Genomic DNA, 23,761 nt, shown 5'->3' on the forward strand with positions numbered 1-23,761 from the left:
CTAAGCAGTTTTTTTGCAAAAGGGTTTTGACTGGTTTTTAACCATTGTTTAGTATGATTAAGTGACACGGTTTTCATGCTTAGGCTCCAGGGGTATTACTAAAATTTATTTTATGGGAGCTTTATTGCAGGGATTGGGCCAAGTTTTATTTTTAATATAATCAATGGTTTATAGTTTTATGTGTTTTCAAAAGGCGCGCCGATAAGCAAATTGCAAATGTTATTCTCAAATTGCAAAAAATAGCGAACCTTATTTATTCACGATTGATGTGATTTAATGACAAGCGATTCAGTTTATATCTTGCTAATTTAGGTTTTGTTTTCAGGTAAATTACTGGTAATCCATTGAGCGATAGCGACGACTAATGCTTGCGAGTATATAAATAGGCCAGGTAAAACCCTGTGTTAAAAATGTGGCCGAAACAATGGTGCCAATTAATCCTGCAAGTACTGCTTGTGCCTAGCTGCATGAATGGCTGGGTTGACCTGAGTTAGATGACGTTCAATCTGTTTTAAGCTGTTCAAGGCACTTTTTAATAATGCAACTATGGTGATAATAAAGACAATCAGACCCAGAAAACCAGTTTCAGCAAGAATACCGAACCAGGTGCTGTGCACAGCATGATTAAGGCCATCCCAATGTGGACTGTAATAGTAATAATTGGAATAAAAGTTATTAAGGCCAACGCCACTAAAGGGATTATGTACCGCCATCCCAAAGGCGACTTCCCAAGCATACAAACGGCCCATTGCTGATGCATCAATGCCTTCTTCTGCTGCTCCACCAGAGGCTCGATCGGAAATCCCGGCAAAAACAAACAATGCACAGGAGACCACAATACCTAATCCAATAAACAATGATTTTGATTCGATTCTACGATAACCAAATACCCCAAGAATGGCCATCATGCCGAGCAATCCACCACGACTTTGGGTGGCAATAATGGCTAAAAATAAGACTATCACGCTGACCAAACCGAGGAGTTTATTTAGTCGTTGAATATTTGGGGTCATGATAAAACTGCAGGCAAAGGCAACTGGAAACATTAATACCAAAGCTAGGTCATTGGGATCACCTAGCACCGAGCCGATATCTCGTCCGATTGTCACTCGAGTTCCTTCAACCAAACCAATGGCATTGATTTGATTGCTCAAGGCCACTAGGCCAACCAACATGCCAAAGAAGGTAATTAAGCGCGAGGCTAAAGCAAAATCTTTTTCGGTTCGTGATAACCAGGCAATCGCGAAGGTCATAATAATAATTTTCCAATAAATACCTTTAAAGTACTCAATAGCGATCGGGCGGTTGCTTGCTAAGATAATTCCAATGATAGCCAGCGCAAAGAAAATGCTCATTAAGGTAAGCTCGCGAGACCAGTAGATAGTGACCTTACCGGAAAGGCAAACATGCCAAAATAATGCTCCTAATGAAGCTAAAGAAAGCAATAGAGGGATCTTAAAGTTATAGATTTGTGGAAACACCTCATGAATGCGAAAAAATGAGAAGATCACAAATAATAAAATAAATAAGAAGGGGATGCGTAACACAACGAAAATAGCGATTGGGATTAACCCAAAGGCAATTAAAACAATTGGATGAGCAACAAAACGCCAGGCGACTGCGATTAAAAAGCAACTTAGCAGAGTGATTGCCAAGGTTAATAGTTGTTGCTTACCGCCGCCGTTACTCATTGATTAATGACCATTGCATAAATGTGAATGGCAGTTTTATTAAGTTTAACGCCTGTGCACAAAATAATAAGCTTAATGTTGCGCAGATAAGCACTAATAATAAATGCAAAATATGGCTTAGTTGCAGACTAATAAATAACCAAAATAAGCCTACTAAGGTGAGCATCATTAAGGATTTTAATGGGTAGTTAAGGGGCAGAAAATATTGACTGACTTGATAGAAAAGCCACAGGCGTATTGATTGAGCAAGTAACAAGGCAAAAATAATTCCCCATACTTGATAAGTTGGTGTTAATACTAGCATGGCACTGACCCCGATAAGAGCGACGATCAGATTGATAACAAATTGGCTACGTGTGGTTTTACCGATAAAGCAACCGATGTTAATCAGTTCGACTAACTCTTTAAGAAGCATTATTGCAATCAATCCAAGAGCATATTGTCTTGCATTATTATAACTAGCTGGCAACAATTGCGTGATTAAAATTGGTGCAAGAATAGCGACCCATAAACTAATCATTAAAGCTAAGCCTATCCCCATTGCTACAAAACGGGCTACTTTTGCTTCTCCATTAGTTTCATGTAATACAGTAAAACGTTTAGGTGACCACCACATACCAAAGGGTTGTAATAATAAGACTGTCGCTAAAGCAAATTTAGTCGCGATTGAAAATTGTGCCACATCATCAAGACTAGTGTGACTTGCTAAGATCCACCGATCTAAGCCATTAAGTGTAAAAGCGAGTAAGTCGCTACCAACAATTGGTAAACTATAAATTAAAGCGCGTTTACCTATTTGTGAATTGTAGCTTATTCCGGTACCACGTAATTGCCAATATCCAAGTAGCAAAGTTTGCGCCACAGTCGCGATTAAACCCGCTTCTAAAATACCTGCAACGCCACGTTCGAAATGTAAAAGAATAAGCACTAGGGTCGCTTGTAACAGTGCTCGTCCACAGCTTGCTATAAAAAAATTCACCGCGCGATCATTCATTCGAAGCCAACCTAAGGGAATTGCAATACAACCCTCTAATGCTAATACACTAACCACCAAACGTACTTCATAGATGCTTGGTGAGCCGGGTATCCAAGTTGCAATTGTACTGGCGCTATACCAACCAGCAAATAGCGCAAGTACTGTTACTATTAGACTTAATCCAAAGATTTGTGCGGTTATGTGATTTTGTTGCGCTTTAGTTTTCACTGATCCAGCAAAGCGAAATAGGGTATCTTCAAGCCCCATTCCGACTAATATACTGCCAATAATGGCGAGGGTGCTGATCACTTCAAGGCGACCAAACTCTTCATTACTCAGCTGGTGGGCAATAAAGGGTAGAATGAGTAAAGAAATACCCTTCATTAGGGCAATACTCATCCCATAGAGCAGGCTTTGTTGCAATACACTATTTTTAAGTAATTTCATAGTTTAACCTTGTATCGCTGTAGCTTGTGCCAGATAAGTTTGAATATTAAGGAATTGCTCACTAGCGCGATAACCTGATGCTATTTTCATGCCTTGCTGACCAATGCGAGTCACTCGATCAATATCAGCACATAATAAAGTGAGTTTATCTTGTAAATCCTGAACATCACCTGCGTGGTATTTAATACAATTAATATCATCAACCAAAGTGTTATCCCAATATGCGCCATCACTAGGGATCAACACACATTGGCCTGCCGCTAAAGCCTCTAAAATAGACAAACCAAAGGGTTCTTGGTGACTGGTAGAGACAAAAATATTTGCGCTTGCTCTTATCTGATCAAGGTTCTTTGGCGAAGGGTAATAATTCACCTTGGCTAGCCCTTCATTAAGTGAGCTCACTGGCAACTGTGTTTGTTTAGGTTGGATATAACAGATATGGCTTTTCGGGCGTTGTTGGACTGGCATATTACTGAGTACAGTGAGTAGTGTTTCTAAACCTTTCCATTTTAGTAATGAAGCGTGCCCAAAAAACCACGGCTTGTGGCTGTTTGGTGCATGGTGTTGGCCAGTGCGTATCACATAGGCCGTTCTCCATTATTTGGTAATGTGCTGGTAACTTATCTATATTAACTGAGTGGAAATAACTCAGGCAGTTGAGTAATGAGGAGCGAGTACTAGGCAGATAAAAAATCTGCTCAGAAACCGTTAAACAGCGTGCAATGGTATTAGAGCTAGCAACGGGACCATGAATAAGCTGAATAATGTTAAAGCTTAAAAATGGCTTAATAAGATATAAGGATAAATCCACGCCCGGACCTGAAGCTCCTATCGTCATATCAATGTGACCTAAACGAATTCGTAGCAATAAGATTTGTAGCATGATGAAAAAATGGCTGATGAAGTAGGCAATGCCTTGCTCTTGGCGGGCAAGCCATTGAGGTTGATAAAGCTTAACTCGTTTGAGCTCTGGCCACAGCCAGGAGTCGGAGTCTGCACTTAATACGCTGATTCGAGTTTTATTTGTATCAAGCTGGCGCAAAATACTTTCTGTTGCAATTTTAGAGCCACCACTAAAGGCAATCGGATCAATAATCAACAGGTGAGCTTTATGCGACATGCTTAACCCCTTATTAAAAATGCTTTTCAAGGCACTTTTTAGTGATAAAGCAAGGGACCAATGATGTGCCATCTTATTTTTATTACCGTCCATTGTGAGCATGTTTTCATACAATTGTTCAAAACGTTTACTGTTTTTTGTGATTGTGAAGTGTTCGAGAACATGGTGATAACCAGCGTTGGCCATATTTTGGCAAGTCTCAGGGTGAAAATATAACTCAGAAATAGCTTCGGCCATGGCATCAACATCTTCACTTGGAATTAATATGCCAGTTTTACCATCAATAACCACATCTGGGATACCACCCACAGCAGGAGCAATGACGGGAATTTTTGCTAGACTTGCTTCAGCTAATACTAGACCAAAGGCTTCTTCGCGTGCACCGGAGATAAATGCATCGACATGTTCGCGTAAAATGCCATGTACATTATGTTGTTCACCAAGTAGTGTAATTTTGTGTGCCATGCTTAATTTATTAATTTGTGTTTCTAGAGTTGAGCGTTGTGGACCATCACCAATAATAATCAGACGCAAAGAGAATCCTTTATTAATCAGTTTTGCGACGGCGGAAATAATCAAATCGACACCTTTTCGCTCAATTAATGAGCCTACCGTTGCAAGCACAAAATCTTCTTTGTCTAAGGTGATTAAGTTTCCTAAAGCTTGTGCAGGTTGATTAAGGAGCTGTTGTTGATCAATGCCATTAGCAATTACACAGTGTCGCGCTTTTGGTAAATTATCTTTTTTTAGTCCATCTAGTACGTATTCACTTACGCCAACCGCCATGTTTACCTGGTAAAGCCCCAGTGATAAACGATCTCGTAATTGATAGCTAGAATGAAGATGGCAAAGTAATGGTAATTTACGTTTACGAGCTGCAAAATTAAGCCACTGGCAGGGCGCTGCGCTATTGGCGTGAAGCAGTTTAATTTGGTGTTTATCGATGATTTTTAGTGCTGTTTTTAATAGCTGAGTAAACCCCTTAAGGTTAAACCTTGGCGCATTCCAGCCAAGCAATAAAGGAAAGTCACTTCGATACACAATGATCCCCAGTTTTTTTGCCTGTGCTTCTAAAATTGGTTGATTACACCATAGAATGGGAGTGAATTTTTGTTTATCCAGATGACAGAGCAGATCTAACAAGCAACGTTCACTACCACGTATCCAGTTATCACCATAATGAGTGAATAGTATTGTTGTTGATGAATGCATCTGTTATGACCTCTTTTGATAAATATATTACTGATAAAGCAAAAGCTAGGCCAAAATTTTAAGTGTTTGTAATTATTGGTTTTATTGTTTTTTGGGGATGTTTTTTCAACTGTTTTTAGTCCTGAATTGCAAAATGCAATGCAGGACTAAAGAGAATGTAGTTTATTTACTGCTGGCTTGTTGATAGCGAGTAATGAGTTTAGGAATGGCCACTGTGCTAGAAAAATGTGTTGCTATAGTTTGTTTGGCTGTATTACGTATCTGTTGTTTACTAGTTTCGCTTAATTCACACCATTGTCCGATTATTTGAGCCATTCCATTTACATCCCCAGGAGCAAGTAACCAGCCATTTATCTGATGGTTAATTAACTTATCTAATGCTCCGACGCGAAAAGCAATGACTGGAATACCTCTGGCCATTGCTTCTAATGCCGCCATTGGTAAACCTTCATAGCGAGAAGGTATTACTAATAATCCGATCTTTGGCCAGACACTTGCCATATCATCCTGTTGACCTAATGCATGAAGGTTAGTGGGTAGATCTTGCTTTAGTTCGGCAAGTTGTGGACCATCACCATACAGATAAAGTTGTTGCTCAGTTAACTTTCGAGCCAACTTAATAAAGCGATCTGGTCCTTTTTCATGGCTGACTCTTCCAACAAAGGCGATTTGTGTACCTTCTGATTCTTTTATTTCTGAATTATTAACAAAATTATCAAAGATCTCTGTCTGTACCGAGATACGCTTTGCAATTTGTGGACTGACTGCAAAAATATGTTTGCCTAAAAAAGCAGTTAACCTATCTAATTTATCATAAAGTGCGAGCTTACCCTTTGGGACTTCTCCAGCATGATAGGTACTGACCACTGCAACTCTTAAAATCGTGGCGGCTAAGCGTCCCATTATCCCGGCTTTATAACCATGAGTATGAATGATATCTGGACGTTGTGTTGTAATCGCCTTTAATAATGGCATAAAACCAGTGCTTAAAGTTTGCGTGTCAATATCATCCTTTCTTAGTTGTTCTTTTAGTGGGTGAAAACCATAATCACGCAGAAACACCACCTGTGGTTGTTGATCATGATCCTGTAATCCCTTCGCTAATTGGTGAATATGCGATTCAATTCCACCTGATTTACTACTATCCACTAATAGCCAAACTTTTTGTTTTTGTATTGCCATTTGTTTATGAGCCTTTTAAAAAAATAACGCTGTTAAAGTAGATACAGCAAGTTTAATGCCTGAATGTATATTTTTATCAAATCCCACTATTTCAGGGTTTATTGAGTTTGCCGTGAATCTTTATTTCGCAATCACTAAAGAATTAATGCACGCTCGCGTTGCAAATTGCGAATAGAACGACTCATGGTTTTTTCATATTTTGTTAGAAAATAATAGAAACACAGACAGGGTAGGGGCTGTGAGCCTTTTCTAATAAGATTTATAGTGTTGGCACAGTAATTGGATTGTAGGGAGGAAAATACTAAAACGAATTGATATGGGAGTTAGATAATGCACAGGAAAAAATACACACTCAAGAGTTATTACCAAAGGTTTATTAATACAAGCTTAAGTAGCGCTAAAATATTAGTTGGAAGCTGTGCATTATTGAGCAGTGCTCAAGCAGATCCTTTTACGACTTGTCCAAGTAAAGCTTTTTATTTCAAGGAACGCCAGTTGCGAGTTATGGTATCAACTTAGTAACCGGAAATTACGAGTTACTTGCAGAAGATCTTGGCATTAGCGGTAATATTAATGGTGTAGGTTTTGATCAGCAGGATAGATATTTATACGGCTTTAATAGCAGTGGATTAACATTGATGCGTATTGGTGGTGATTTCCAGGCTGAAGCTTTAAAGGTTACCGGACTACCAAATAATAAAAATTTCTACGTGGGTGATGTTGCAAACCATTATTATTATGTATACCGCAAGAACGTTGGTCTGTATCGCGTTGACCTTCGCCCGCTTGATGATTCAGTTGATAATGTACTGAGCGCAGAATTAATCACCCAAAAAAGTACTATCAGCTTAACAGATTTTGCCTTTCACCCTAATAACGGCATGCTTTACGGTGTAGATAATAGCAATGGATTTTTGTATCAAATTAACCCTAACACGGGGGAAACTCTGTTCGTTGGTGATAGTGGTGAAACCGGTACCTTTGGTGCTATGTATTTTGATGTGAATGGTTACTTTTATCTATCTCGTAACCAAGATGGCAAAGTATATCGTATCGATTTATCAGGACTTGATTCTCAGTTAGAGGATCAAAGTGTTAATGATCTTGATGTTAGTGCGATTCATTTTGCAGATGGGCCCAGCTCGAGCCAAAACGATGGTGCGCGTTGTGCAACAGCCCCATTGATTGATGAAGATACTTTATCAACTATTGATTTTGCTGATGCGCCACAAAGTTATATGACTCTGCTTGCTGATAATGGGCCAAGACATCTATTAGATGGACAAACCTATTTAGGCTTAACCCCACCAGATGGCGATTATGATGGTTATATTAATGGCGACTCTGATGATCATTCAGAGGTTAATGATAGTAGTTTTGATGACGAAGATGGGGTTAATTTTGTAACCGAGCTAGCTGTGGGCTTAGATTCGGTAGTCAGTGTTTATGCCTCAACGGAAGGTGTTTTAAATGCCTGGTTTGATTGGAATGGTGATGGTGACTTTGCTGATCAAGGTGAGCAGACATTTACCGATATAACTTTGCAACCAGGCTTTAATCAGTTGGTACTCCGTGTGCCTGAAGGTGCGATTGCTGGAGAGAGTTGGAGTCGTTTCCGTTTTAGTCAGCAAAGTGGGCTAAGTTATGACGGTGGTAGTCAAAGTGGTGAAGTTGAAGATCATCCTATTAGTATTACAGAGTCAGGTTTAACCTATCGCTATTACCCGAGTAAAGATGGTTGGGTTACGCTTGCCTATGAAGATCAATGGCCTATCAGTGATGACTATGACATGAATGATGTCGTGCTTCATTACCGCACAGTGGAGGTGATTCGTGATCAACAGGTTGTACGTATTGATATTCAAGGTGAGTTACTGGCACTAGGAGGCGATTACCATAATGGCTTCGCAGTACAGTTAGAAAATATTGACAGTAATAATGTTAATACACAAACGCTACGTTTATTACATAATGGAGCTGAGCAACAATACAGCGGGACCAATGGTGCGACAACCTACGATATTTTAGAAACAGGCAATAGAAATGCAGTGTTAATGATCAGTCAAGATTTATGGAAACATGTAAAAACTAGCTGTAATTATTATCGCAGTGAAGCCGGTTGTAGTGATGCCAAAATGTTTAATTTTGAGCTCAGTGTACCTTTCCATAACCCGTTAGATCTGCAGGATATTCCAGCGACACCCTATGACCCTTTTATTTTTGCCACAGAAGGTTTGTATCACGGTGATTTATTTACGCAAGCATCCAGGCAGAAGTTTAGAGATCCACTTAGTTGATAAAGCACCAACAGATAAATTTAATTACGATAACTTTGGTTTAGGTGATGATACTAGTGAGCCGAGTAATGAGCGTTATTACCGAAATGCCAATAATTTACCCTGGGCATTAGAAATCACCGATAGCTGGCAGTGGCCTAGTGAAAGGAGCCCATTAATAATGGCATATCCAGCTTTTCAAACTTTTGTTGAGTCTGATGGAGAACAACAAAGCAATTGGTTTGAACCTCAACTAGCAATCGATAACTATTTATTTTAAAAACAATTTATGTGAGACGAATTATGATAAACAATACCCTAAAAAACATTGCATTATGTCTGTTTCCATTACTTCTTACTGCCTGTGGAGGTGGTGGAGGAGGTGGTAGCATTGCTGATATTAGCGTGACAGACACTAGTAATACAGTAAACAACAATACAGGTAATGATGTTGAATTAATCACAACGGCAGAGAATATTGAACCCGTACAAACACTTTCTTTAGAAATGGATGATCTAGTTGCTACGGAAGATTTTAGTTTTACTAGTAAACAGCAAGTTCAGGTTTTTTAGAGTTATTAGAACTTCAGGATGAACGTGCTTATGTTTCTATCTACAGTGATTATCAGCAGACTTAATACTGGACGTTTTTATCCAGACTCTTCTAGCCGAGTGATATCAGGGGCATTAGACCGTGGTATATTTACAGAGTCATTTACTGCTATTAATCAACAATCTGCGTATCTTATTGAAATTTGGTTTTATGATGGTAGTGAACCACAACAGGAAGTCATTACATTAATAAACAATGAATTAGTTTGGATGTAGTTTTAAGTTTATAATCCTTAACATTCAAAATACTAGTTAGATGCTTGTGTATCAATTATCTAACATTATTTTTAATTACTAAGTGTTACAAATGCAACAATTACTTATTTTTGTGTGCATTTTAACACTTAGTCATTTCTTCCTTATATCAGATTTAATCAGTATTGGTGATTTCCAATCTATCAAGAACTAAGCTATGTTCTGACCTATTACCCCCATTTTGACAGTATTAACTGTGTAATAAAAATAAAGCTATCTATTCTTAGTTTTTGAAATTAAAGGTGTTTTATCTTTAATTTTCTACTTAAATTTCCTGTCCTGCAAAATATATTGTAAGTGAAACTCCACCTCGTGCTGTGTTGATAATAAGTTACCCATCATAAAGATAATTATATGGCGCTATTATTGCACTTTACGGCTAGCTGTTGGCGAGTAGAAAAAATATAAGTTGTCTATTTTGCTCGCTGGTTATTTAGATTTTCATATTACGATTACCAATTTTAATGATGTAAAAATCCAACCTAGCTAGAAAATTCCATTAAAACCTACAAATTTAAAGGTTATTTTCATTAAAAGAACACAGAAATATGATCTAGGTTGAATAATTTTTTAATTTAAATAGATATTCTTAAAAATAACATTTAACACTAATATTGTATTACAAATAAATTGATCGTAATAAAGATTATAAAGCAATCAATTTTTATTGGTTTAGATAGATTTTGACGTTTTATTTATCAAAACCGTTGCTTTAATTCTAAGCACAGGAGATATAAATGAATAGATTTATAATAGCAGATCCGAATCGTTGCATAGGTTGTCGTACTTGCGAGTTAGCATGTGCAATGGCCCATGATAACAAACTTGCTATTTCAGTCGCATCATTTAGTCCTCGAATTACCGTGATAAGAGAAGGGGATATCACCGTACCTGTCATGTGTAAGCAATGTGAAGATGCTCCCTGCGCAAAAGCCTGTCCCACCGGGGCTTTAGTACGAGCAAATGGTTTTGTTGAAATTTATGAAGGACGTTGTATTGGTTGTAAAAGTTGCATGGTCGCGTGCCCCTTTGGGGCGATAGATATTACCATGAAAGAAGGCAAAGCAAGTGTCATAAAATGTGATTTGTGTGTTGATAATGTTGCTGGAACAGCTTGCATAAGTGTTTGCCCAACCGATGCGTTGAGTATATGTGATCAACAGCAGTTATCTGAATTGAAACAGAAAAAATTATTACGCACTGCTATTGGTGATAATAGCCATTTAATGCGTTAACTCATGTCATCATCATACAAATAAGTTTCTATAAGGTAGGTAATCATGCATAAAGCATTAACCGTCTGCCCATACTGCGGTACAGGCTGTAAAATAAATCTCTTAGTCGAAGACAATAAAGTTATCGGCGCAGAGCCCGCTAATGGCGTGACTAATCAAGGTGAACTTTGTTTAAAGGGTTACTATGGTTGGGATTTTCTAAATGATACAAAACTGTTAACGCCACGTTTACGCCATCCAATGATCCGCCGAGAGAAGAATGGCAAGCTAGAGAAAGTAAGTTGGGATGAAGCGATTGCTTTTGCTAGCTCAAAATTGTTGGCTATTAAGGCTGAATCTGGTGCAAATGCAATTATGCATACCGGTTCATCACGTGGGCCTGGTAATGAAACTAACTATGTAATGCAAAAATTTGCGCGAGCGGTGACCGGTACTAATAACATTGATTGTTGTGCTCGTGTTTGTCACGGCCCCTCTGTTTCAGGCCTGCAGGCAACATTGGGTAATGGTGCCATGAGTAACTCTATCGGAGAGATAGAGAATACAAAATGTATCCTTATTTTTGGTTATAACGTTGCGGACTCTCACCCTGTACTTGCTAAACGTGTGATTAAAGCCAAGGAGAGTGGTGCAAAAATTATTGTTTGTGATCCTCGCCGTATTGAATCTGCACGTATTTCTGATCTTCATTTACAGCTAAATAATGGTTCTAACATGGCGCTTGTTAATGCGCTCGCTCACGTACTGATCAATGAAAACCTCTATGATGCCGATTATGTTGCTAAGCATACCGAAGGTTTTTCAGATATGCGTAAAGTGGTTGAAAAATATACTCCAGAGTACGCCTCAACTATTACTGGTCTTAATCCTGAATCGATTCGTGAAGTCGCCCGGTTATATGCTTTGCGACACCTTCGGCAACCATTCTTTGGGGAATGGGGGTGACACAGTGGGGGCAAGGCGTAGATGTTGTTAAGGGTTTATCTGGTTTGGCTTTATTAACCGGAAATTTCGGGCGTCCAAACGTCGGTGTTGGCCCTGGTTCGTGGTCAAAATAATGTTCAGGGGGCTTGCGATATGGGAGCTTTACCTGATCAATACCCTGGTTATCAAAGTGTCACAGAGGCTGAAAACCGAGAAAAATTTGCTCAAGCCTGGGGAGTAGAAAGCTTGTCTGCTGAGGTAGGCTGTGCGCTTACTGATTTACCGCATCGGATTGCAAAAGGTACTATTCGCGCGAATTATGTGATGGGGGAAGATCCATTACAAACTGAGCCTGAATTATCTTTGGTACGTGAATCCTTTTCTAAATTAGATATTTTGATCGTTCAAGACATTTTCATGACCAAAACAGCTGAAGTGGCAGATGTCATTTTTCCTGCTACTTCCTGGGGAGAGCATGAAGGTGTTTACACGGTCGCCGATCGTGGTTTTCAACGTTTTGGCAAAGCGATTGAACCACAGGGTGATGTGAAGATTGACTGGCAAATTATTTCAGAAATGGCAACTGCAATGGGGTACCCAATGCATTACAACAATACCAAAGAAATTTGGGATGAGTTACGTCTGCTTTGTCCTCTCTATACCGGCGCAACCTATGAGAAAATGGAAGGTTTGGGTTATGTTCCATGGCCTTGTCCTTCTGAAGATCATCCCGGTACTCCTTGGTTATATGAAAATAATGTTTTCCCACGTAAAGGTGGTAATGGTAAAGGACTGCTTTTTTTGCTGAATGGCGTGCACCCAAGGATAAGCTTGATACTAAATACCCCTATGTATTAAGTACTGTGCGTGAAGTTGGTCATTATTCCTGCCGTTCTATGACAGGTAATTGTCATGCTCTGCAAACCCTAGCAGATGAACCGGGATATGCTCAAATCAATCCCAATGATGCCACTTATTTAGGCATAAAAGATCAAGATTTACTGTGGATTAAATCTCGACGCGGTAAGGTTATCACCCGTGCCAATGTTACTGAACGGGCCAATAAAGGTTCTGTTTACATGACATATCAATGGTGGATTGGTGCCTGTAATGAGTTGACTCTTGACCATGTAGACCCGATTGCTAAAACACCAGAATATAAATATAGCGCTGTTGCAATCGAAGCAATAAGTAATCAAAAAGAAGCGGAAGAATACCTGAAAAATGAATATAGCGAATTAAAATCTCGTTTGATCAATGTAGCTGAAGCTTCGTAAAAAGTGCAAAGGAATACATGCCTTTTTGTTAAAGGTATGTTTTAAAAAATAGTAAAAGTTAAGGATTAACATGAATCGTTTTGTCATTTGTGATGCCACTAAATGTATTGGTTGCCGAGCATGTGAAGTTTCTTGTGTGATGGCTCATAATCAAAATAAACATGTGTCAGATGCTGAAAAATTTCTACCACGTATCAATGTGGTAAAGGCCAATAATCTCCATACTGCATTATTGTGCCGTCATTGTGATGATGCACCCTGTGTTAATTCATGCCCTGAAGGGGCCATTGTTTATCGAAACAATTCGGTTCAAGTGATCCAAGAAAAATGTATCGGTTGTAAAAGCTGTGAAGTTGCCTGTCCCTTTGGTGCAATGACTGTAACGGTTGAAGAAAAGGATGATCAAGTAATAGTTGCTAACGCCCATAAATGCGATTTATGTGAACAGCGTGAAGCTGGTCCTGCCTGTGTGGAAAATTGTCCTAGTGATGCCTTATCACTTGTCACGGAAGAAACACTTGCTTTGCAACGTAAATCTAAACAAATCAGAACTGCAATTGGTGGTGCTCCCAAAACAGTCGCTAGTATTAAAATGAAAGCTCAAGGGCTAGGTAAAATTACTCAGTTAAGAAAGGCATCTGCTCGACATGATCCTGTTAAAGTCGACCCTGCTATTCGTCGAAACAACTTTTTTGAAATTTATCCGACTTTTACTCAAAGTGAAGCAACAGATGCGTCAGGACGCTGTTTAACCTGTGGTACACACTCTATATGTGAGTGGAGTTGTCCATTACACAACCGTATTCCGGATTTATTAAAACTCACCAAAGCAGGGGATATTATGCGCGCGGTAGAGTTGAGTCATCAAACTAACTCTCTCCCTGAAATCACTGGACGTGTTTGTCCGCAGGATAAACTTTGTGAAAGTAATTGTACTCTAAAAGAGGACCATGGCGCGGTGACCATTGGTAACTTAGAACGTTTTATAACAGATAGCGCTTTTGACCAAGGTTGGAAACCGGATCTTTCCTATGTTAAAGCAACTAACAAAAAAGTTGCTATTATTGGTGGTGGGCCAGCTGGGCTTGCCTGTGCAGATATTTTGGTACGTAACGGTGTTAAACCGGTTATTTTTGAACGTCAGCCAGAAATCGGTGGCATGCTGACCTTTGGTATTCCTCCCTTCAAGTTAGATAAAAAAATTCTAATTCATCGCCGAGAGCTTTTCACTGAAATGGGTGTCGATTTTCACCTTGATTGTGAAGTGGGACGTGATGTTAACTTTGATAATATGTTGCAAGAATTCGATGCTATTTTTCTTGGGGTTGGTGCATACAATTATATGCAGGCCGGTTTAGAAAACGAAAAAAGCAATGGTGTTTATGATGCGCTTCCATATCTAAATGCGAGTACTAAAGACTTAATGGGCTGGCCTCAATGGGAATCAGAACCCTTTATTGATTTAAAAGATAAAAAAGTAGTGGTGCTAGGCGGAGGTGATACCGCGATGGATTGTTTGCGAACCGCTATTCGCCAAGGTGCTGAAAAGGTAACCTGTGCTTATCGACGTGATGAAACTAATATGCCTGGTTCAACGAAAGAAGTAAAAAATGCTAAAGAAGAGGGCGTAGATTTTGAGTTTATGGTTCAGCCACTCAAGATTGAAGTTGATGAGAATGATTGTGTGATAGGTCTTAGTTTATTGCGCACTGAAATGGGCGAAGCTGATGTCTCTGGCCGTCGTCGACCAAGACCCATTCCCGGTTCAGAATTCTTTATGCCTGCTGATGCTGTGATTGTTGCCTTTGGCTTTAACGCGCATTCTATGCCATGGATTAGTTCGCAGAATATCAAACTTAATCGTTGGGATTGTGTGATTGCCGAGAAAGAGTCGCCTTATCCATTTCAAACCAGTAACCCCAAAATTTTTGCTGGTGGTGATGTGGTACGAGGAGCTGATTTAGTGGTATATGCTATCGATGAAGGGCGTCAAGTCTGCGCTAGGAATGATGGATTATATGGGGGTTGAAAAGCAACGCCCCATTGATTCAAGTTTAGCGCCAACAATGCAATAATACTTTTTGAATATAAGCCCGATAAGAAAATTATCGGGCTTCATTTTTTAGACATTAACAACTAACAATAGGTGTAAGTTGTCCTGATATTTATACTGCACCTAATTTGAATTTTTCAATCACTCGACTATTTTTTTGAGCTAATTTTCCAGGTAGCACTGGTGGTATGCGCTTTTGATCTACTTCATAATTGGTTTTACTAAATTGATTGGCAAAATGGCTCGCTAATTCATGCTTGCGACTTTGCTGTGATAAATCGGCAATATCTTCAATATTAATGTTTGGGTTAAATCGATTAAATCCTCGGTAGCTAAAATGTATATCTACATGCTCATCACTTATTGAAATTAGTTCTCGCATTAAAGCACGACTTAATGAATTTAGAGATAACTCGTCTATTTGTAGATATATAAGTCGATCTTTTGTTTCTGGTAATGTACTGAATTTTGTGCGAATTACTTTAATGTCAATTAACCATAACCCATTGTTTCTTTGCTCGGCATGGTGCAATGCAAAAATACTATGATCATAACTAAAGTGACTTAAAATATGCTCTATTTTTTGTGCTGAAGTTATGTGCTTAGGGTTATTTTTAAAATGCTTTTTTGCTCATATTGTTCAGCCATTAACGGTAAATCAATATGAGTATTAAAAGGAGTGGTGACACTATTATTCCAGTTTAACTTAAATAGCTCACGCACTTCATGTTCACGCGCTTTTTTATCGCTAAAAAAACACTTTGGATAATCTCAGATGTCGGTAACTCTGGCTCCACACGCCACTTTCGTCCAAATAATAGCTTTAACTCTTTTTGTGAAGACTTTTTCACATAATTATCGTGTCCGACGACACCCACTTGTATGTAAATTTCGTTTTTTTCTTGGGTCGCGAATACTACATAACGCTCGTCATATTCAATGTCACAAATGAGTGCTTCTACACTTTCTAAAGTGTGCTCATAGGTTAAATAATGTTGTGGTATACAAAAACTTCCATTCTTTAGTTGAACAGTAGGTGCTTCTGGCATGACAGATTCACCTAAACGTAAAAGTATTTTTTTATCCATTGTTTATATCCATTGTCGTGGCCTTATTATTTTTAGCTAATACGGCCTTTGACATGAAATGGTTCAAAATAATTTTATTTTTTTAATGGTAGTGAAGGCGATTCTTGAGATCACAATACGTCGATTAAAATTGGCCCATCCTGTTGTTTTAATTCTCCAATAGCTTATAGCTCAATATCGTGTTGCTTAGCGATTAACTGCACTTCTTCTACTGAGTTCGGAGCAACTGCGAGTAGAAGTCCTCCAGAGGTTTGTGGATCACAGAGTAAGGACTTTTGTTGCTCGGTGATAGGACCTATTTTATGACTATAACTTTCATAATTTCGTGTTGTTCCGCCCGGGACACAACCTTTTTCAATATAATCAAAAATATTAGGTAGATATGGGACTTTATCAAAGTAAATTTCTGCTTTTAACTGGCTACCTTCGCAAATTTCACTTAAATGACCAAGTAAACCAAACCCAGTGACATCGGTCATTGCTTTTATACCTGGAATTTTAGCAAAGGACTCGCCTGATTTATTTAACTTGCACATCCATTGACTGGCAAGTCCTTTATGCTCATCAAGTAATTTTGATTGTTTTTCTGCGGTAGTTAATATGCCGATGCCTAATGGTTTAGTAAGGAATAATTGGCGACTTTTTTCTGCTTTATTATTTTGTTTAACTTGCTCGGTTGATACAATTCCCGTTACCGCAAGACCAAAAATTGGCTCGGGTGTATCAATTGAATGACCTCCAGCTAACGAGATACCCGCTTCTCGACATGCTTGCTCTACCACCTTCAATCACTTTTTGTGCAATTTCTGGTGCTAATAAATTAACAGGCCAACCAAGAATAGCGATTGCCATAATTGGCTTTCCACCCATCGCATAAATATCACTGATAGCATTAGTCGCGACAATACGCCCAAAATCATAGGGATCATCAACAATAGGCATAAAAAAGTCAGTGGTGCTGACGATTGCAGTGCCGTTTTGTAGATCAAAAACGGCGACATCGTCTTTACTTTCATTACCCACTAATAAGTTAGGATCTTGAAAAGGTGCTATTTGAGAATGTAATATTTTATCTAAAATTTGCGGTGAAATTTTGCGACCACACCCGGCTCCATGGCTATATTGAGTAAGGCGAACTTGTTCCATTTTATTCTCCCAAAAGTAATCCGTTTATTGTTATTGTGATTTATAAGTGTTTATATTCTGTGAAAGTTAGAGTCGCTTTTAAAAATTCCTATTTACACCTTTATGCTTATGCTAGTTTTAGGCCAATTAACATTAAAAAGTGATTGATATAGTTTGTCTTTAATATCGGGCGAATTAAGTTAATCTAAAATAGAGATCTATAAATTAGTCCTTTATTATCAATAAGTAATTTGTTTTTTTATATAAATAAGCAGTATTTATTATTGTTAATAAAAGCAGATTATTTTTTAATTTTTTCTACTTTGGTGCAAAGCTTGTTGCGCTATGGTGCTTATGTCGTGTTGATGTAGTGCATATCAGTTAAAGCTGGATGCTTGTTGTTATTTAGCTCCTTTAATAAAACTAACTAGATTTTGAAGGAGCGAGCGTTGGTTCATATTGCAAGTGTGTATTAGAGGTTAAATGAGGTTTCATCACTTCAATTATCTGTGGCATTAATGATGCCAAAATCATACCGCTCATTAATATATATTGTGTAACAGTAAAGGATTCACCTAAAAATAATAAACCAGCGAGTATACCTGCAATCGGGTTAGCAATACCTGCGAATGTAAAATCGACCACTGTCATTCTTTGCAGGAGCCAAACATATAAAGCATATGCGATAGCAGTGGTTCAGTAGAATAATCCAAACTAACCCCAAGCCGTTAATTAATTTAAATTGTGTTGCCACTTGTAGATATTCTTCAGGTGCAATCAATGCATCAATAACTGACGCAATGGTTAAAATCACGCCTCCAAGAATGAGTTGCCAAGTTAAAATATTCCACCAATTGATACGCGCACCGAGTGATTTGGTCATGCTACTGCCGTAGATAATACAAACAATCGCCATCAACATTGCAATTAAACCAATCGGGTTTAATTGTATTGTGCCTGGGTTAAATAGCATCCAGGCAAGTAGAATTAATATTAAACCAAAAAAGGCTTGGGTTTTATTAGGTTTATGTTTGTTAATAACCCAATCATAAATCATGGCAAAAACAGGCAAGGAAACCATACCGACACCTGAAATAGCAGAGGGTAGTGTTGAAGCCATAATAAATATAAGGCAAAAGAAAATAGCAATATTTACCATAGCAAGGCGAAATAGTATTCCCCATTGTGACATTTTTGGCAGGTTAGGCTTGATTAATAGGAGTATTAATCCTGCTGGCAAAGCACGTAATGCACCAAGTAATAAGGGAGGCCAATCCGGCAAAGTGAGTTGTGTTGATGCATAGGTAGTGCCCCAAAAAAGCAGGGATCATAGCCAGTAATATGTTCATTCAATATCTCTTTGTTAAGTATCTTTACGTTAAGATAGTTGCAATTTTGCGCCACTTAAATCATTTTGTAAAGTAACTTCATGTAAAGATTCTTTATGTTATGATTAAGATCAATTGAAATTGTAGAGAATCGCCAATGGACGGATTAGATAAAGTTGTACAACAGTGGACAAAAGAAAAACCACACTTAGAGACAGATGCGATGCAACTAATAGGTCGCGTGATGCGTTTAAGTAAACATTTTGAAAGCCGAATTGCACTATGTCATAAATCCTTTGGGTTGAAACCCGGAGAGTTCGATGTGCTTGCCACTCTATTACGATCTGGTGATAATTACTGCTTAACTCCCTCACAGTTGATTAACTCTATGGTGTTAACTTCTGGTGCAATGACAAATCGTCTCGATAAGTTAGAAATAAAAGGGCTAATTCAACGAGTGCATAGTAAACAAGATAGGCGAAGTGTGTCGGTGGCTTTAAGTGAAGCGGGTATTGTGTTAATTAATGAAGTGATAGAGGAGCATGTGAAAGTGCAATTACAATTGGTTTCATCGCTTTCTGAAACAGATAAACCCTTATTAAATAAAATGTTAAAAACATGGCTAGGGCAATTTGAGTAACAGGTGTTTGACACTTAAATAGGTCACTCACCTGTTTTTCTAAATAATTACTTATTTTAGCTGTTGGAGGTCGTCGCTGGATGCTCTTTCTGCCAGTGTTTCGCAATATCAATACGTTTTGCGAACCAAACATCCTCAAAGGATTGCGCATATTGCAAAAATCGCTCTAGTGCTTTTATTCTTGCTGGGCGACCAATAATACGACAATGTAAACCAATCGACATCATTTTTGGACGATTAAGCCCATTCACATCACCTTCTTCATAAAGGGCATCAAAGCAATCTTTTAGGTAATTATAAAACTGATCACCAGCATTAAAACCTTGAACAGAGGCGAAGCGCATATCATTGGTATCTAAGGTATAAGGCACGATCAGCTGTTGTTTACCTTCAACATTTTTCCAGAAAGGTAAATCATCACTGTAATCATCGGCATCATAGACAAAACCGCCTTCTTCAGCGACCAATTTTCCTGTATTAGGGCTGGTTCTACCGGTGTACCAACCTAATGGGCGTTCACCAGTTATTTTTTTGATAATAGCAATAGCCTCTTGCATATGTTGTCGTTCTGTTTCGATATCAACATCTTGATAGTTAATCCAACGCAGTCCATGACTACATATTTCATGGCCGGCATCTTGTATCGCTTTCGCGACCTCTGGATGACGTTGCAAAGCCATTGCAACGGCAAAGACAGTGATCGGAATATCATATTTTTCGAACAAACGTAATAATCGCCACACGCCAGAACGACTGCCATATTCATAGAGAGATTCCATGCTCATATGCCGGTCTGCTACCTGCGGTGCATTAATAATTTCTGATAAAAAGGTTTCCGCACTTGGATCGCCGTGTAAGACACAGTTTTCACCGCCTTCTTCGTAGTTCATCACGATTTGAATTGCTATCCGTGCTTTATTAGGCCAATTAGCATGTACTGTATCTTGGCCATAACCTAGCAAATCTCGTGGATAATTTTGTTGCTCATTTGATGTCATATTCACACTCTTTATTTTTGGTGGTTTTGTAACCAGATTGCTAAATCTTGTCGTTCTTTATCTGTCATGTTAGTCATATTTGCAAGCGGCATATCTTTGCTTACAATTGCGCGATTAAACATGATTGCCGATACTTTTTGCATCTTCTATGGAATCAATGATTAATCCTGATGGAGCGCTAGTAAACATTGTCGAACGCGGTGTTGCACTATGACATTCACTACAGTGAGTATTAATGATTTGCCAAGCGTGGCTATCATCAACCACCTGTGTTGTTTCTATTTTTTTCAGGCTATGCCAAGGCGCAATCGCTAACATTAGAATAAAAAATGCACCTATGCCGGTAATTAAAACAGAAGGTTTATTAATACCAATATGTTTTAGATTAAAGAAGTGGCGGATCCACATACCTATGCAAATCAATACAATCAAAATTAACCATCCATATTGATGGCTATAGGTATGCGAAAAGTGATTACTTAACATGATAAAAATAATCGGCAAGGTCGCGTAGTTATTATGAATAGAGCTACGTTTTGCTTTTAAGCCTGGTTTTGAATCGGGAATTCTACCCGCTTCAACTTCTTTTACTAAGTAGCGTTGCCCTGGCATGATCACATGATAAACATTACCCGCCATACAAGTACCGATTAATGCGCCAATATGCAGATATACAGCACGGTCGGAAAATAATTGATCTAATCCCCAAGCCCAAAAGGCTAACAACGCAATCATAATAGCAGTAAAAATATAACCTTTTTCAGCGAGTGCGGTATTACATATCAAGCGATAAACCACATAACCTACAGCAATTGTTGCCATTGATGTGAGGATAGCCTGAAATTGGTCTAATCCATTTTTATTACTATCTAATAAATAAGCATCTGCACCAACATAATAAAGTAGGGTAAACAATAAAATACCGGTTATCCAAGTGGTATAAGCCTCCCATTTAAACCAATGTAAGGTACTTGGCATATGTTCTGGGCCATTTTTATATTTTGCTACTTCATAAAAACCACCACCGTGTATTGCCCATAGGTCGCCACTAATACCTTTTTTAGCTTTTTCTTCAGGTGGGGTTTGTAAGTTGTTGTCTAACCATGCGAAATAAAATGATGCACCAATCCAGGCAATACCTGCAATAACATGAAAATAACGTAACACTAAATGTGCAACTTCGATTAAATAATTTTCCATAAATATAACGTCCTTAATTATCACGTTTATGAGCGCTTTTGCCCATCACGTATGTTTCTTCAATACAACGATCATCTGCTAGCATCATGATCGCAAAAAGGCGATCATGGAGGCTTTTACTATGTGGTAAGCGAAATTTTAAGAAGGGGTTGCATTGTCGTCTAAAACCACAAAATCAGCCTCACATCCGGGTAAAAAATTACCGACAGTACCTTCCAAGTCTAATGCTCTTGCGCCACCTAAAGTCGCCAGGTAAAGCCCTTTAAACGCAGACATTTTGTGTTTCTGTAATTGCTGAATTTTATAAGCTTCACTACTGGTTTGTAATAATGAAAAGCTGGTTCCAGCCCCAACATCTGTTCCTAAACCAAGTTTAATATCGTGCTCTTCACAGCAGGCTAAATTAAATAAACCTGAGCCTAAAAATAAATTCGAAGTAGGGCAGTGTGAAATTGACGCTTCATTTTTTGATAAACATTGCATTTCGCGTTCAGATAAATGGATTGAATGTGCAAAAACAGAACGTTTTTTCACTAAACCGGCATCTTCATAAACACCTAAATAATCCTTTGCTTCGGGGAATAGTTGTTTTACCCAAGCTATCTCATCTTCATTTTCCGATAAATGTGTGTGCAGGTAGGTATCTGGGTAGTCTTTTAATAATTGCCCACATTTTTGCAACTGCTCAGGTGAAGAGGTTGGTGCAAAGCGGGGGGTGACGGCATAATTTAAGCGATCCACATTGTGCCACTTTTCAATCAGTTCTACTGATTGTTGATAACTGCTTTCCGAGCAATCTGAGAGATCTTCCGGGCAATTAACATCCATCATTACCTTGCCCGCAATCATGCGTAATTGTCGCTCTTGGCACTCTTTAAAAAAAGCATTTACTGATTCGGGATGAACGGTACAAAAAACCAGCGCGGTTGTGGTGCCGTTACGTAATAACTCATCTAAAAATCGTTTTGATATCATACGAGCATATTCTTCATCGGAAAATTTCTTTTCGGTGGGAAAAGCATACTCACTAAGCCAAGTGAGTAGTTGTTCTCCATAAGCCCCGATCATCTCTGTTTGCGGTAAATGAACATGAGTATCTATCATGCCAGGAATAACCAGACGATTGTCGTAGCGTTTTATTTCATAATCGTCTAATTGATTTTCTAGCTCAGGTAATATCTCTGCTTCTAAACCAACTTGTTGTACAAGACCATCCTTAATGACTAAGACACCAGGTGAAAAATAACGGTAGGAATGCTCTTCATCTTTGCTTGGATCCTCAATAAAATCGAGAATATCTGCACAAATAATGGTTGTTGATGTGCTCATCTTAACTTCCTCGATAGGTTGAATAACCAAAGGCAGACAACAATAAAGGAATATGGTGATGACGTGTATCTTGCAATCTAAAGCTAACTTCTGCACTTGGATAAAAAGCAGGAGTTGGCTGTCCTTGCCAATAACTATCTAAATCAAAAACGACTTTATAGGTGGAAAATAATTGTTCTGGTGACAAATCTTTATACCAAGCATCACTTTCCCAGGCACTAAGACGGCCATCTTCATTGGTGATACCCGAGCTTAATAATTGCCAGTTATCATCCTGTAAAACAAATAAACTTACCTTGATGTTAGCGACAGGTGTGCCCGTAGAAGTATCTAATATATGTGTAGTAATAGGATTGTTGTTCATAATAACTTCTCCAGACGTATTGCTGTGATTTTGGCTTGTTCCTTCTGTTGCAATGGCAAGTTCAGTAGGGCGTTCATTGCCGATTCTGTTTTTTAATAAAGTCAACATTTCGGTGGCACTCTTACCACTGGCGCAGACGATAAAAATGAATCCAAATTTTTCTAAATAATGTTTATTTAATAAAAACATCTCTTCGATAACAGATTGATCAGCAACAGACATGGCACTTTGTTCATGACCAGCATCCTTTGCCGTATGTGCGTATTTTTCCTGTAAGGTGCTTAAGTTGCCTATTTGCGGATGCCCAGTAAAGGCAATCAAAAAGTCCTGCTCTGCTAATGATTGCCAAATGATATTTGCGCTATCCAATAATGCTTGTTTGTTTTTAAAAGGACGGGCAGTTAGCATTGCCTCAATCCAGTTAGGGCT

General features: G+C 38.5%; 15 protein-coding genes and 6 pseudogenes. 8 read left to right on the plus strand and 13 right to left on the minus strand.

Translation table 11 applies throughout. The annotated features are described in order from the left end of the window. Positions 1-434: 434 nt before the first annotated feature. The 5 genes from ACLKMH_RS09680 to ACLKMH_RS09700 form a co-directional block, all read right to left on the minus strand. Entirely contained in the window at positions 435-1,691 is a 1,257-nt protein-coding gene (locus ACLKMH_RS09680) for an O-antigen ligase family protein (protein WP_413701781.1), read from the minus strand. Beyond that, positions 1,684-3,114 (minus strand): lipopolysaccharide biosynthesis protein, encoded by a 1,431-nt coding sequence (locus ACLKMH_RS09685; protein ID WP_413701782.1) that lies wholly within the window; start codon positions 3,112-3,114, stop codon positions 1,684-1,686. The genes ACLKMH_RS09680 and ACLKMH_RS09685 overlap by 8 nt, the downstream gene beginning before the upstream one ends. 3 nt (positions 3,115-3,117) lie before the next feature. Further along, complete coding sequence (locus tag ACLKMH_RS09690) at positions 3,118-3,696, minus strand: glycosyltransferase (protein ID WP_413701783.1); 579 nt, start codon at positions 3,694-3,696, stop codon at positions 3,118-3,120. Next, a complete protein-coding gene (locus ACLKMH_RS09695; RefSeq protein ID WP_413701784.1) occupies positions 3,584-5,446 on the minus strand; it encodes a glycosyltransferase family 4 protein in 1,863 nt (620 codons plus the stop codon). The genes ACLKMH_RS09690 and ACLKMH_RS09695 overlap by 113 nt, the downstream gene beginning before the upstream one ends. 162 nt (positions 5,447-5,608) lie before the next feature. Beyond that, a complete protein-coding gene (locus ACLKMH_RS09700; protein WP_413701785.1) occupies positions 5,609-6,628 on the minus strand; it encodes a glycosyltransferase family 4 protein in 1,020 nt (339 codons plus the stop codon). A gap of 569 nt (positions 6,629-7,197) precedes the next feature. Between ACLKMH_RS09700 and ACLKMH_RS09705 the strand changes: the two genes are divergently transcribed. From ACLKMH_RS09705 to aegA, 7 genes and pseudogenes are all read left to right on the plus strand, one after another. Further along, positions 7,198-8,925, plus strand: a complete 1,728-nt coding sequence (locus ACLKMH_RS09705) for an LruC domain-containing protein (protein ID WP_413702304.1) — start codon at positions 7,198-7,200, stop codon at positions 8,923-8,925. Then, positions 8,873-9,184 carry an LruC domain-containing protein gene (locus ACLKMH_RS09710; protein WP_413701786.1) on the plus strand — a complete coding sequence of 104 codons (312 nt, stop codon included), beginning with the start codon at positions 8,873-8,875 and terminating at the stop codon, positions 9,182-9,184. The genes ACLKMH_RS09705 and ACLKMH_RS09710 overlap by 53 nt, the downstream gene beginning before the upstream one ends. Positions 9,185-9,207: 23 nt before the next feature. Next, on the plus strand, positions 9,208-9,477 hold the full coding sequence (locus ACLKMH_RS09715; protein ID WP_413701787.1) for a hypothetical protein: 270 nt from the start codon (positions 9,208-9,210) through the stop codon (positions 9,475-9,477). A gap of 30 nt (positions 9,478-9,507) precedes the next feature. Next, positions 9,508-9,732, plus strand: coding sequence for a hypothetical protein (locus ACLKMH_RS09720; protein WP_413701788.1), 225 nt, complete (start codon positions 9,508-9,510; stop codon positions 9,730-9,732). Positions 9,733-10,508: 776 nt separating this feature from the next. Next, complete coding sequence (locus ACLKMH_RS09725; RefSeq protein WP_413701789.1) at positions 10,509-11,006, plus strand: 4Fe-4S dicluster domain-containing protein; 498 nt, start codon at positions 10,509-10,511, stop codon at positions 11,004-11,006. A 45-nt stretch (positions 11,007-11,051) separates the two neighbouring features. After that, a pseudogene (gene fdhF, locus ACLKMH_RS09730) lies at positions 11,052-13,207 on the plus strand (formate dehydrogenase subunit alpha). 70 nt (positions 13,208-13,277) lie between these two features. After that, positions 13,278-15,282 (plus strand): annotated as a pseudogene (aegA, locus tag ACLKMH_RS09735) (formate-dependent uric acid utilization protein AegA). Between the two features lie 90 nt (positions 15,283-15,372). Here aegA and ACLKMH_RS09740 read toward each other — a convergent pair. From ACLKMH_RS09740 to ACLKMH_RS09755, 4 genes and pseudogenes are all read right to left on the minus strand, one after another. Further along, positions 15,373-15,642 (minus strand): hypothetical protein, encoded by a 270-nt coding sequence (locus ACLKMH_RS09740; protein ID WP_413701790.1) that lies wholly within the window; start codon positions 15,640-15,642, stop codon positions 15,373-15,375. A 319-nt stretch (positions 15,643-15,961) separates the two neighbouring features. Beyond that, the gene (locus ACLKMH_RS09745) at positions 15,962-16,348 is read right to left on the minus strand and encodes a hypothetical protein (protein ID WP_413701791.1); all 387 of its coding nucleotides are present in this window, start codon (positions 16,346-16,348) and stop codon (positions 15,962-15,964) included. 164 nt (positions 16,349-16,512) lie between these two features. Then, positions 16,513-17,494: pseudogene (gene selD, locus ACLKMH_RS09750) on the minus strand (selenide, water dikinase SelD). Positions 17,495-17,896: 402 nt separating this feature from the next. Then, positions 17,897-18,822 (minus strand): annotated as a pseudogene (locus tag ACLKMH_RS09755) (DMT family transporter). Between the two features lie 136 nt (positions 18,823-18,958). On the opposite strand from ACLKMH_RS09755, the gene ACLKMH_RS09760 reads away from it, so the two are divergent. Beyond that, positions 18,959-19,441, plus strand: coding sequence for a MarR family winged helix-turn-helix transcriptional regulator (locus ACLKMH_RS09760; protein ID WP_413701792.1), 483 nt, complete (start codon positions 18,959-18,961; stop codon positions 19,439-19,441). Positions 19,442-19,497: 56 nt separating this feature from the next. On the opposite strand, the gene puuE is transcribed toward ACLKMH_RS09760, so the two are convergent. The 4 genes and pseudogenes from puuE to uraH all read right to left on the minus strand — a co-directional run bounded on the left by puuE (position 19,498) and on the right by uraH (position 23,740). Further along, positions 19,498-20,439, minus strand: coding sequence for an allantoinase PuuE (gene puuE, locus ACLKMH_RS09765; protein WP_413701793.1), 942 nt, complete (start codon positions 20,437-20,439; stop codon positions 19,498-19,500). An 11-nt stretch (positions 20,440-20,450) separates the two neighbouring features. After that, positions 20,451-21,639: pseudogene (locus ACLKMH_RS09770) on the minus strand (urate hydroxylase PuuD). Between the two features lie 13 nt (positions 21,640-21,652). Beyond that, positions 21,653-22,968: pseudogene (gene guaD / locus ACLKMH_RS09775) on the minus strand (guanine deaminase). Position 22,969: 1 nt separating this feature from the next. Next, positions 22,970-23,740 carry a hydroxyisourate hydrolase gene (gene uraH / locus ACLKMH_RS09780; RefSeq protein ID WP_413701794.1) on the minus strand — a complete coding sequence of 257 codons (771 nt, stop codon included), beginning with the start codon at positions 23,738-23,740 and terminating at the stop codon, positions 22,970-22,972. Between the last annotated feature and the right edge of the window lie 21 nt (positions 23,741-23,761).

Source organism: Psychromonas sp. KJ10-10, from assembly GCF_047323245.1.
Lineage (GTDB): Bacteria > Pseudomonadota > Gammaproteobacteria > Enterobacterales > Psychromonadaceae > Psychromonas.